Annotated in this window: 12 protein-coding genes; 5 read left to right on the top strand and 7 right to left on the bottom strand. The window is 59.5% G+C overall.

Translation table 11 applies throughout. The features are described 5' to 3' along the window. The 6 genes from AC1M7R_RS22255 to AC1M7R_RS22230 all read right to left on the bottom strand — a co-directional run bounded on the left by AC1M7R_RS22255 (nucleotide 1) and on the right by AC1M7R_RS22230 (nucleotide 5,510). Nucleotides 1-363, bottom strand: coding sequence for a response regulator (locus tag AC1M7R_RS22255; protein ID WP_072394619.1), 363 nt, complete (start codon nucleotides 361-363; stop codon nucleotides 1-3). Between the two features lie 23 nt (nucleotides 364-386). Further along, nucleotides 387-1,826 carry an ATPase domain-containing protein gene (locus AC1M7R_RS22250; protein ID WP_072458449.1) on the bottom strand — a complete coding sequence of 480 codons (1,440 nt, stop codon included), beginning with the start codon at nucleotides 1,824-1,826 and terminating at the stop codon, nucleotides 387-389. Between the two features lie 179 nt (nucleotides 1,827-2,005). Beyond that, a complete protein-coding gene (locus AC1M7R_RS22245; protein ID WP_315641375.1) occupies nucleotides 2,006-3,295 on the bottom strand; it encodes an NAD(P)/FAD-dependent oxidoreductase in 1,290 nt (429 codons plus the stop codon). After that, nucleotides 3,292-4,038, bottom strand: coding sequence for an amino acid ABC transporter ATP-binding protein (locus AC1M7R_RS22240; RefSeq protein WP_072458451.1), 747 nt, complete (start codon nucleotides 4,036-4,038; stop codon nucleotides 3,292-3,294). The genes AC1M7R_RS22245 and AC1M7R_RS22240 overlap by 4 nt, the downstream gene beginning before the upstream one ends. Further along, nucleotides 4,035-4,691 carry an amino acid ABC transporter permease gene (locus AC1M7R_RS22235; protein ID WP_123595860.1) on the bottom strand — a complete coding sequence of 219 codons (657 nt, stop codon included), beginning with the start codon at nucleotides 4,689-4,691 and terminating at the stop codon, nucleotides 4,035-4,037. Before AC1M7R_RS22235 ends, AC1M7R_RS22240 begins: the two co-directional genes overlap by 4 nt. A 60-nt stretch (nucleotides 4,692-4,751) precedes the next feature. Continuing rightward, nucleotides 4,752-5,510 carry an ABC transporter substrate-binding protein gene (locus AC1M7R_RS22230; protein ID WP_072458452.1) on the bottom strand — a complete coding sequence of 253 codons (759 nt, stop codon included), beginning with the start codon at nucleotides 5,508-5,510 and terminating at the stop codon, nucleotides 4,752-4,754. Nucleotides 5,511-5,673: 163 nt separating this feature from the next. Between AC1M7R_RS22230 and AC1M7R_RS22225 the strand changes: the two genes are divergently transcribed. After that, nucleotides 5,674-6,450, top strand: a complete 777-nt coding sequence (locus tag AC1M7R_RS22225; RefSeq protein ID WP_072458453.1) for an IclR family transcriptional regulator — start codon at nucleotides 5,674-5,676, stop codon at nucleotides 6,448-6,450. A gap of 251 nt (nucleotides 6,451-6,701) precedes the next feature. On the opposite strand, the gene AC1M7R_RS22220 is transcribed toward AC1M7R_RS22225, so the two are convergent. Next, on the bottom strand, nucleotides 6,702-7,667 hold the full coding sequence (locus AC1M7R_RS22220; RefSeq protein ID WP_490609923.1) for a LysR family transcriptional regulator: 966 nt from the start codon (nucleotides 7,665-7,667) through the stop codon (nucleotides 6,702-6,704). Nucleotides 7,668-7,962: 295 nt separating this feature from the next. Here AC1M7R_RS22220 and argH point away from each other — a divergent pair, with 295 nt between their 5' ends. The 4 genes from argH (at nucleotide 7,963) to AC1M7R_RS22200 (ending at nucleotide 11,981) form a co-directional block, all read left to right on the top strand. After that, nucleotides 7,963-9,390: an argininosuccinate lyase gene (argH, locus tag AC1M7R_RS22215; RefSeq protein ID WP_103894222.1), complete on the top strand. Its 1,428-nt coding sequence runs from the start codon at nucleotides 7,963-7,965 to the stop codon at nucleotides 9,388-9,390. Nucleotides 9,391-9,463: 73 nt separating this feature from the next. Continuing rightward, entirely contained in the window at nucleotides 9,464-10,342 is an 879-nt protein-coding gene (locus tag AC1M7R_RS22210; protein ID WP_060742901.1) for an amino acid ABC transporter permease, read from the top strand. Between the two features lie 10 nt (nucleotides 10,343-10,352). After that, nucleotides 10,353-11,117: an amino acid ABC transporter ATP-binding protein gene (locus AC1M7R_RS22205; protein WP_076407165.1), complete on the top strand. Its 765-nt coding sequence runs from the start codon at nucleotides 10,353-10,355 to the stop codon at nucleotides 11,115-11,117. A gap of 39 nt (nucleotides 11,118-11,156) precedes the next feature. After that, nucleotides 11,157-11,981 (top strand): ABC transporter substrate-binding protein, encoded by an 825-nt coding sequence (locus AC1M7R_RS22200; RefSeq protein ID WP_072430483.1) that lies wholly within the window; start codon nucleotides 11,157-11,159, stop codon nucleotides 11,979-11,981. Nucleotides 11,982-12,042 lie beyond the last annotated feature (61 nt).

Below are 12,042 nucleotides of genomic sequence, written 5' to 3'. Positions count from 1 at the left end.
TCACTCTGCAACCAGCAGCCTCTTCACCTCGGCGACAATCGAGTCTATGTCGAATGGCTTGGGCAGCACCGCATCGAACAGGTCCGATCGCGTCATGCCCAGGTGCGCCTGGGCACCGCTCATCAAGATGATGGGCAGCCCATTGACGGACGGCAAGGCTCGCACGGCCGTGGCGAACTCAAGACCATCCATGACCGGCATCATGAAGTCAGTAATGATCAGGGCTGGACGTTCTCTTTCCAGCACTTCGAGTCCTTTTTGACCATTGCTGGCCGTTACCACCATGAAGCCCTCGTCCTCTAGCGCAAAACTGAGGATGTCAGCGATCAGATACTCGTCGTCGACGACCAGGATGGTGGTCATGTCAATTCAACCCGCTCAAAGACTTATGATATTGAACCAGGCAATGACTCAGCTGAGACTGAAGGTTCATTTCTCAAAGCCTTTTCAAGGAAAACATCTTGATCCCGGATGACCACCTCGAATCGCGACGGGTCATAAGAGCTGTCTCGTACCTTAAGAATGGAGAGCGTCCTTCTTAGTTCAGAGCGATCCTCAAGGAAGCGCATGAGCATCAGGTTGTCGACGATGCTGGACAGGTCCGAGTTCGGTGAGCTGACCTCGGAGCCGAATAGGTCACGCATCTCCCAGGAGGCGAACACCGTAACGCCCCTGGCCCTGAGCTCGTTCATGAGCGCGCTGTAGAAATCCGTAATCCGCGCGGGGTTGGTCGAAGTCCGTGTCATGCCGCTCAGGCTATCGATGAACAGGCGCTTGATACCCTTTTCCTTAACGATGTCCAGCAGTCGTGCGCCGAGTCCGTCCAGCAGGCCTTCGGTGGTGGGCTGCCAGGCAATGCTCAATGCTCCGCTTTTTTCCATGCCTTCGATATCGATACCCAGGGAGAGGCCTTTGAGGCGCAGTCGCTGCGGGCTTTCATAGAATCCAAAATGCAAGCCAGGGGTGTCTGCCGTCGACTGGGCGAGGAATTTGAGACCCAGCGTCGTCTTCCCGATCCCGGAAGGTCCAATGACCAGGGACACACTGGAGCTGTACAAGCCTCCGCCCAATATGTCATCCAGAGAGTCGATCCCGCTGGCGATACGCGTCATGTTGGCACTGTCCGGGGCGGAAGGACGACTGTACAGGCTTTCCAGGCGCGGATAGACAACCAGGCCGTCATCGTTGATTTCACATTCGTGAAGACCGGTCAGCGCGCTGCTGCCGCGGGTCTTGCGCAGCTGGATACGCCGTACCGAGCGCGTCCCGAACAGCTCCTCTCCCATTTCGATGACACCATCGACCATCGTGTGCTCGGGGCTGCCGTCGTCAAGCCGTGAACTGGTAAGGAACAATACGGTGCAACCGGCAAAAGCGGCATGCCCCTGCAGCTCCGAGATGAATTTCTTGGTATCGATAGGCGAATCGGCCTTGGAACGCGCATTGAGCAGACCATCGACCACCATCACGGTCGCCTTTTGTCGGCTGATCTCGCGTCTGAGCAGCTTCACGACTTCATCCAGGCCTTCGTTTTCCAACGTATCGAATGCGCTGACAAACTGGATTTCGGCGCCGACCTTGGATGCGTCGAAAAAACTCAGCGTAGAAAGAAACTGGAAAAGTCGATCATGTGATTCGGCCAACAGCGTGGCGACTAAAACCCGGCCGCCACTGCGGGCGTGATGGAATCCAAGCTGGTTCGCCAGGATCGTCTTGCCTGACCCTGGGCGTCCCTGGATTATGTATGAAGCACCCGCGACCAACCCTCCCTGGAGCAGCGCGTCGAGTCCTTCGATTCCGCTTTCAAGGCGTTTTAGCTTTTCCACAATGCGACCCTGATCTGAAAAAACAGGCTGTTCAAGCCCAATGAAGGGGATGCTAACGCCATTTCCGCTTCGGAGCCATTCAGGTCGAGCGTAAAGTTGGATTGGGGATCGCTTGCCTTGGGCCGATACGCCTTGACGGACACCGCCTGGCCGACGCCCGCCGTTTCTTCAATCAGCGCTCAGAACAAGGCATCCAATAACCGGTAATAGCCGATCCCGGCCGCCAGATACAACCGCTGCAACCCGTGAAATGGAATTCGACGCAGCGGCATGACCGGGAACGGGAACGCCTGGGTCGCCCCCGACAGCTTCGCGGCCAGGTGCTTGCCTAACGCCGTGGACAGGGCGATGCCGCGACCGTTGTAACCAAGCAGGACGCACAGCCCCGGCGCAGGCTCATGGACATGCGGAAGAAAACTCTGGGTCAGCGCCACCCGACCACTCCACCGATACTCGACAGGCACCTGCGCCGCTTGCGGAAACAGCGCCGCCAGGGAACGCTCCAGGTGCGCCCAGTCGCGGGGCTGGGATGGCTCCGAAAACGGCCCACGTCCTCCCAGGAGCAAACGCCCCTGGGCATCCAGCTTGAAGTACAGCAGCAAGCGTCGAGAGTCCGAACAGACCTCGCCACCGGGCAGGATGCTCTTGCGGATCGCCGATGGCAGCGGACGGGTCGCAATGATGAAGCTGTTGGCTGCAACGACAGTCTGGCGCAAGCCGGGCCAGAGGTCGTCGGTATAGCCATCCGTGGCCAATAGCACCCGTTGCGCACTGACCCTGGCCCCTTGCACGGTGGACAACGTCCAGCCCGACGGCTGTCGCTGCAACCGCGTGACACGGCTGTGGCCGTGGATCATCGCGCCCTGCCCCAATGCGGCCTTTGCCAGGCCACGGGCGTAACTCAGCGGATGCAAGCTGCCGGCCCGCGGATCAACCCAGCCACCCAGATAGTTGTCGGTACCGATGCGTTGGCTGACGGCAGTCCGGTCCAGCAGCTCCACCTGGACTCCACGGCGTTGCCACTGCCCGGCGCGCTGCTCGATGACTTTCATCGCGGCGGACGAACAAGCGGGTTGAATCCAGCCTTTCTGGGTCGCATCACAGTCGATTGCATACCGGCGGACCAACGAAAACACTTCGTCGGCGGCGCAACCGGCTACATCGAGCATCGCTTCGGCACGGGCCGCACCGAATTTGGCGTGCAATTGATCGGGATCGAACTTCAGCCCGGGAATCACCTGGCCGCCGTTGCGTCCCGAAGCCCCCCAGCCGGGCTCCCCGGCATCCAGCACACAGACATCGACCCCCGCCTCGGCCAATCGCAAGGCCGTGACCAAACCGGTGTAGCCGGCCCCCACGATGGCGACATCCACCTGTTTGTCTTCAGCCAGCGCCGGCGTTTGCACCGCCGGCGCAGCAGTCGCGGCCCAGAGCGAGGCCGGCAGTTGCGGTGCGAAAGGGGCATTCATGCCTGCACCTGCGCGTTGTGGTCGAGCAACCGGCGAAGAAAATCCTGGGTGCGTGGGTGGGTCGGGGTGCTCAATACTTCTCGGGCCGGCCCTGACTCGACGATCTTGCCGCCGTGAAGGAAGCAGACCTTGTCGGCCACGTCCCGAGCGAACGCCATTTCGTGTGTCACCACGATCATGGTCATGCCCTCGTTGGCCAGGTTGCGCATCACCGTCAACACCTCGCCCACCAGCTCTGGATCCAGGGCCGAGGTCGGTTCGTCGAAGAGAATCGCCTGGGGGTTCATCGCCAGTGCCCGGGCAATGGCGACACGTTGCTGCTGCCCACCGGACAGTTCGTCCGGATAGGCATTCATCCGATGGGACAAGCCGACCTTATCCATCAGCGCCTCGGCATTTCTGCGGGCGACCTGAGGTTTTTCCTTCTTCACGTAGATGGGCCCCTCCATGACATTTTCCAGGGCCGTACGGTGCGGGAACAGGTTGAAACGCTGGAAAACCATCGCCACCCGGGTGCGAATGTCGTGGATGCTCCTGGCGTTGCGATCAACCCGTTCTTGGCTGACCAGAACGTCGCCCTGGTCATAACTCTCCAGGCCGTTGATACAACGCAGCAACGTAGACTTTCCCGACCCCGATGGGCCGATCAGGCACACCACTTCACCGCTCTTGACCTGCAAGTCGATGCCTTCGAGGACCGGCACGCTGCCGTAACGCTTGTGAATGCCCTTGATCTCGATCATGACGTTCTCCGGGTGCTCAAGCGTGCTTCCAGACGACGCAGCGCAAAGGACAGCGGCAGGCTCATCGCCAGGTAGAGCAATGCCACCAGGGTGTAGACCGTCATGTTCTCGAAGGTAGAAGAGGCGATCAGTTGCCCCGCACGCGTCATCTCGGCCACGGTGATAGTGGAGACCAGCGACGAGTCCTTGAGCATCATGACCAGGGTGTTGCCGTAGGGCGGCAAGGCAATGCGCAATGCCTGGGGCAGCACCACTCGCCGCATCACCATCGCACCGCGCATGCCCAGGGATTCGGCCGCCTCGATCTGCCCTTGCTGGATCGCCTGGATACCGGCCCGGAAGTTCTCGGCCTGATATGCCGAATAAGCGATCCCCAGGCCAATGATGCCGGCCTGCATTGCAGTCAGCTGGATGCCGAATTCCGGCAGGACGAAATAGATATAGAACAGCTGCACAATGATTGGCAGCCCGCGGATGACGTTCACCACGCTGATGGCGAACAAGGCGATCGCCCTTATCCTGGAAACCATCATCAGGGCCAGGACCAACCCGATCAACGAGCTGAGGACAAACGACCCGGCCGTCACCTCAAGAGTGACCACCGCCCCTTTGAGCAGGATTGGAAGGAAGTCCAAGGCATTCTGGAGAAACATAAGGCTACCCACGAAACAATGAGTGGATCCGCCCGCCGTTGCGGGCGGTCGACAAAACCGTCAGTTGAGCTTCCACTTCCTGATGATCTGGTCGAGGGAACCATCGGCCTTGATAGCGGCGATGCCTTTGTTGACCTGCGCAAGCTTCTCACTGTCTCCCTTGCGCATGATCAGGCAGACATCCCCCATCACCACGGGCTGGTAGCTCTGGACCAGATGCACCTTGTTCTGCGTGCCTTGAGCCAACTGGTAGGCGACCACCGGACGATCGGCAAAGCCTGCCTTGATCCGACCAAGCGCCAGGTCGCGCATCAGGTCGGGAATCGAGTCGTAGCCACGCACTTCCTTGAAGACACCGCGCTTGTTCAGCTCATCGATGAACACCGTGCCGACCTGGGCGCCGACCACCTCACCGGCAAAATCCTCCATGCGGGTGTACGGGGTCTGGTCGTCGGCCTTGACGATCAGACCCTCGCCATAGCTGAAGACCGGGTCGGAATACTGCACCACCTTTTCCCGCGCCGGCGTGCGAAGCATGGCGGCGGAAATCAGGTCGATCTTGTTTGAAGTCAGGGAGGGAATCAGCGAAGCGAAGGTGGTCTGCTGGATCTCCACCTCGAAGCCGCCAGCCTTGGCCACTGCCTGCGCGGCGTCGACCATCATGCCCTGGATACTCTGGCTCTTGACGTCGAGGAAGGTGAAGGGAATACCCGTCGCGGTTGCGCCAACCTTGTAGACGGGTTCGGCGGCGACGCTGGCCGAAGCGATGCCGCAGGCCAGAGCGACAACGAGCGTGAGTGCACGAAAGCGAGTAAGCATGGCGTATCTCCCAATGGACGCTTTTATTTGTCTTAAGTCCGGTACGGGTGCCCCAGGTGTATGGCAGGAGGCTCAAAATGAATATAAACGATTTACTCGAATCGTAAAGAGATTTATAAGTATCGAATACCGATACGCATGAAGCAAAAATAAGGAATTCCACATGAGCGAAACCCCTCACCCTCTGTTCAATCAGTCACTGGAGAAAGGCCTGGCGGTGCTGCGAGCGTTCAACGCATCCCGGCGCACGATGAATCTGGCGGATATCGCGCAAGCGGCGGATATCAATAAAAGCTCCGCGCAACGCATGATCCACACCCTTGAAGAGCTTGGTTACGTGCGCAAGCATCCGCAGACCAAACGCTTCCAGCTGACCCCGAAGGTCATGGAGATCGGCTACAACTACCTGGCCGCCGATACGCTGGTCGACGTGGCCAACCCGTTCCTTGCCGAGCTGGCCCAGGCTACCGGGGAGACGACCAACCTGACCGAGCCCGACGGACTGGACATGGTGTACGTGGCACGCTTCGTGGCGCCGAAATTCATCCCGATCCACATGCCCATCGGCAGCCGGATACCAATGTACTGCACCGGTTCCGGACGGGCCTTGCTGAGCGCCCTGCCCGACGACGAACTCACTGCCGTACTGCACGCCAGCGAGCGCAAACGCCATACCCAGTACACCCTGACCGCGGTCGACGACATCATCGAGCAGATCGAGACCACGCGGCGCAGAGGCTACGCCACGAACAAGGAAGAGTTGTTCCTGGGCGACATGTCCATTGCTGCGCCAATCATCGGCAGCCAGGGCCTGCCGGTAGCGGCCGTGCATGTGGTGGTGCCCAGCAGCCGCTGGACCATGGAGGAAGCCGAGCGCAAGCTGGCACCCGCGGTCATCGAATGTGCACGGGCGATTCGTTCGTCGATACGGACCCTTTAGCAGATTGCTCCAGTGGACAGACACCCTGTCCCTTGCACAAATCCAATTATTACCACCGTCGCTTAGAGGGTGGACTGCGCATACAGGATAGGGTGATTGAGCCCTGGGCTAGTTCAACTGGGAGCCCTTCCAACGAAACACGCCGGGGCAGGTAGCAGTATTTGAACGAGAACAGCACCAACGGTTTGATGGTGCAACTTACCTATCACTCCGGTTGCCCCCAAGGCTCGTGAGTGACTCACACAGAAACATCAAACCGAAGCCTTCAGATCCACCCCCAGCGCCCGGGCAAAGGCCTTGACCAAGGGGCTGCGTACAGTGTTGTGACGCAGTATCAGACTGAACGGCGTGACGATGTTGATCAGGTCTGGACATACTGCGCGAAACTCTCCCCGCGCCACCATCGATGCGGCGTAATGCTGGGGCAGGAACCCGAGGAAACGCCCCGTCTTGATCAGCAGCGCCACGGCTTCCACTTGGGTGGCTGAGGCGGAGAAGCTGTCGTAGTGCGCAAACTTCAGTTTGTCGCGATGAATCGCGTAGCGATGGTTGACGCATTCGTACTCCTTGAGCACATGTGCGCCAATGTCCTCGTCCGCCATGGAGAACAGCGGGTGGCCAAGTGCGCAATAGACCTGCGAACGTTCTTCATAGAGTTCGTAGTAATCGAACTCTTCGCGTTTTTGATAAATCGGTACGATTCCCGCTACCAACCGCCCTTCGACGACACCTCTTTCGACTTCATCGAGTTGTGAAGCCTGAAGTTGAAACCGGACTTTGGGCGACTGTTCATTAATTTGCCTGAGCGCAGCAACTAACGGGGAATTATCATCAGAGATAGTATTATCAATAACCCCCACACCAAGATCACCAACAAGTTCGTTCTGCGCTGAACTAAGTCGGTCACGGAAGTTGTCGACCGAGGCAAATAAGTCTATCGATGCCTGATACACCAGACGCCCTTCTTCCGTCAGGTGAAAGCCCTCGCGCCCACGCGTACAAAGGCGCATCCCGATACGGATTTCCAAGTCGGAAATCTGTTTGCTGATGGCTGCCAGCCCCACGTTCAGCTCATTTTGTGCGGCACTAAAGCCTCCCGCCTCGACCACCGCCTTGAACACTTTGAGCAATTTGAAGTCCAGCCCGCTGAGGGCCAACGGTGCCTTTTGCGGGGTTCTTGGCGGCGGGTTTCCGGAATTGGAAAGTGGGGTTTCCATAATGCTTATTTACCTCTGGCGCTCTATTCAACAACCTGTGCCCAACAACAAGAACAAGCTGACCCAATAATAATGAACACAGAAAACCAAGCTTGGCAACCGCCAATAAATTCCGAACATCAGCGCCAAAACGCTGGTCGCGAAACATCAAAAGCTGACAGTTCGATCAGCGCTCGCACCGATGCAACTGCCCTCTTGAAAACTGCTCTGGCCTGACTTCGCTCGCTGATTTTCGTAGCGACGTCGTGGCCTGGAGTACCCGTTTCAGTTCGCGAAACCGACGAGGAAAACAACAATGTCTCAAACCACCGACCGACTCTGGGGAGCTCGCTTCAAATGCGGCCCTTCCGAAGCCTTGGCGGCCCTGTCCCGTTGCCCTGAGCGCTACTTCCGGCTCACCCCGTACGACCTCGCCGGCTCCAAGGCCCATGCCCGGGAATTGCAGCGCGCCGGACTGCTGAACGAGCAAGAAACCCTGACCATGCTCGACACCCTGGAACGCATCGGCGCGGACTATCGCGCCGGCAGCATCGCCCCGACCCTGGATGATGAAGACGTCCACACCTTCATCGAGCGCCTGCTGACCGAACGGCTTGGCGCCTTGGGTGGCAAGCTGCGGGCCGGTCGTTCGCGCAACGACCAGACCGCCAACGATCTGCGGCTGTTCCTGCGTGACCACGTACGCACCGTGGCCGTTGAAGTGCTGGCCCTGCAGCAGGCGTTGGTGGAACAGGCCGAGCAACACATCGAAAGCATCTGCCCCGGCTTCACCCATCTGCAGCAGGCGCAACCGATCGTGTTTGCTCACCACCTGCTGGCCCACGCCCAGTCGATGCTGCGCGACGTACAACGGTTGGTGGACTGGGACGCACGGACGTCGCTGTCGCCACTCGGTGCGGCGGCCATGGCGGGCTCGGCGATCGCTCGCCTACCTCAACAATCGGCAAAGGAAATGGGCTACAGCGGCGTTTGCGAAAACTCCATCGACGCCGTGGCCAGCCGCGATCACGTCGCCGAGTTCCTGTTCATCGCCAGCATGCTCGGCATCAATATCTCGCGCCTTGCCGAAGAGTTCTGCCTGTGGTCATCGCGGCAATTTCGCTGGGTCGCACTGGACGATGCCTACGCCACCGGCAGCTCGATCATGCCCCAGAAGAAGAATCCGGACATCGCCGAACTGGCGCGAGGCAAGGCCGGTCGCCTGATCGGCAACCTGACCGGCCTGCTCTCCACGCTCAAATCCCTGCCCCTGTCCTACAACCGCGACCTGAGCGAAGACAAGAACGGTGTGCTCGACAGCGTCGACACGCTGCTACTGGTATTGCCCGCCATGGCGGGAATGGTGGCGACCATGAAAGTCAATGTCGAGGAGTTGCGCCGCCAGGCACCGCTGGGCTTCACCCTCGCCACCGAAGTTGCCGATTGGCTGGCGGTGCGCGGCGTACCGTTCAAGGAAGCTCACGAAATCACCGGTGCTCTGGTCCAGGCGTGCGAGAAACACGACATCGAACTGTGGGAGGCCTCCCCCGCTCTGCTGGCGGAAGTCGATCCTCGCCTCACCCCGGAGGTACGCGAAAGCCTGACCCTCGAAGCCGCCATCGCTGCCCGCAATGGCTGGGGTGGGACCGCGCCACAACAGGTACGCGAACAGATCGGACGCTTGAAAGCCGCCCTCGCCACCCAGCAGCAATGGACCGAGGACTATCAGGGCTTGCGCCTCTGAGCAACACACCGGACCTGTGGGAGCGAGCTTGCTCCCACAGCGATAGCGCTGCAACCGAGTACGGAGAAACAACATGAGCCAGACACAGGCAGAACGACTCCAGGCGGAGCGCAAGCTGGCGGAAAACCAGTTCGACATCACCCAGTACGATCATGTGCCCCGGCGCTACTACGGGCGTATCTTCTTCGCCACGCTGATCGTCATCGCCCTTGTTGGCCTGGTGCGTGCCTTCGCCGAAGGCAAGATCGAATGGTCGTACATCGGCCAGTTCCTGACCTCCGAGGCGATCATGTGGGGCTTGCTCAACACCATCGTCATGGCGGTATTGGCCATGGCGCTGGGCATCGTGTTCGGCGTGATCACCGCGATCATGCGCATGTCGGCCAACCCGATCCTGCGCTATGTGGCCGTGACCTACACCTGGCTGTTTCGCGGCACGCCGTTGATCCTGCAACTGCTCCTGTGGTTCAACCTGGCGCTGATCTTCCCCACCATCGGCATTCCCGGCCTGTTCGAAATGGACACCGTGAGCCTGATGACTCCGTTCGCGGCGGCCTTGCTGGGCTTGAGCATCAACCAGGGTGCCTACACCGCCGAAGTGGTGCGCGCCGGCCTGCTGTCGGTGGACACCGGGCAATATGAGGCTGCCAAATCGATCGGCATGCCACGCCTGCAAGCGCTGCGCCGGATCATCCTGCCCCAGGCCATGCGGATCATTATTCCGCCGGTAGGCAACGAGTTCATCGGCATGGTGAAGATGACCTCGCTGGCGAGCGTGATCCAATACTCGGAATTGCTCTACAACGCCCAGAACATCTACTACGCCAACGCCCGCGTGATGGAGCTGCTGATCGTTGCCGGCATCTGGTACCTGGCCACCGTCACCGTCCTGTCCTTTGGTCAGAGTCGCCTGGAGCGTCGTTTCGCCCGCGGCGCCGGCAAGCGTTCCTGAGGAGTTCCACATGAGAAGCATCGTCAAGGCCGTGAGCCTGAATAAATATTACGACCAGTTCCACGCGCTCAAGGACATCGACATCGAAGTCGAGCAAGGCGAAGTGCTGTGCATCATCGGCCCGTCCGGCTCGGGAAAAAGCACCTTGCTGCGCTGCGTCAACCAGTTGGAAAAAATCGACAAGGGCGGCCTGTGGGTCGACGGCGAACTGGTGGGCTACCGGATCGTCGGCAACAAGTTGCACGAACTCAACGAAACCCAGATCGCCCGCCAGCGGCTGTCCACCGGCATGGTGTTTCAACGGTTCAACCTGTTCCCTCACATGACCGTGTTGCAGAACATCATCGAAGGACCGTGCCAGGTACTCAAGCGCTCCCCCAAAGAAGCGAATGAGGAGGCCCTGGAATTGCTCGCCCGTGTCGGCCTGGCGGACAAATGCAACAGCTACCCGATCGAGCTTTCGGGCGGCCAGCAGCAACGTGTGGCCATCGCTCGTGCATTGGCCATGCGTCCCAAGCTGATGCTGTTCGATGAACCCACTTCGGCACTCGACCCGGAACTGGTCGGTGAGGTGCTGTCGGTGATGCGCGATCTTGCGCAGACCGGCATGACCATGATCGTCGTCACCCATGAACTGGGCTTCGCTCGCGAAGTTTCCAATCGCATGGTGTTCATGGACGACGGGCAGATCGTGGAGGCTGGAAGCCCCGAAGAAATACTAATAAGTCCACAGAACCCTCGCACCCAAAGCTTCATTTCTGCCGTTCGAACCTAAGCGTCCGTTGACGCTCACAACACTCATAAGAGAACGACCATGAAGAACTTCTTTATCCCCGCAGTACTCGCTGGCGTCATGGCTTGCGGCTTCACCTTCGCGGCCGAATTGCCGGCAAGCATCAAGGCCAAGGGCGAAATCGTCGTGGCGATCATGCCGAACTACCCGCCGATGGACTTCAAGGACCCGGCCACCAACACCCTCACCGGCTTTGACTATGACCTGGGCAACGCCCTGGCCGAGCGCCTGGGTGTGAAGATCAAGTGGCAGGAAACAGGCTTTGAACAAATGATCAACGCCCTGACCACCGACCGCGTCGACATGGTGCTGTCGGGCATGACCGACACCGCCGAACGCCAGGCCAGCGTGACCTTCATCGACTACTTCACCAGTGGTCCGCAGTTCTACACCTTGCAGAAAAACAAGGACACCAACGAAATTCTCGACCTGTGCGGCAAGAAAGTCGGCACCAGCCGCCGCACCACCTTTCCAGCGGAAATCGCCGAGTGGAGCAAGGCCAACTGTGAGGCCGCCGGCAAGCCGGGGATCAACGTGGTCGGCACCGAAGGCTCGGCCGATGCCCGGGCGCAACTGCGCCAGAGCCGCATCGATGCAGCCATGCAGGGCAGCGAAACCCTGCCTTACCTCAAGACCCAGGAAAAGGACATGTACAAGACCGTGGGCCTGCCGATCTCCGAGCAGTACACCGGCATGGGCGTGAGCAAGAAGAAACCTGAGCTCAGCGAAGCGGTGAAGGTCGCGCTGCAAAGCATGATCGATGACGGCAGCTACCAGGCGATCCTGAAGAAGTGGGATCTGGAACTGGGAGCGATCAAGACCGCGACCATCAACGCCGGGAAGTGATCGCACAGGCCATTTGATTCCGATGTGGCTGCGGGCTTGCTTGTGAGTGTTCCAACGTCAA

This window comes from Pseudomonas sp. MS01C9 (genome assembly GCF_058202755.1).
This window is presented reverse-complemented; position numbering and strand designations above follow the sequence as displayed.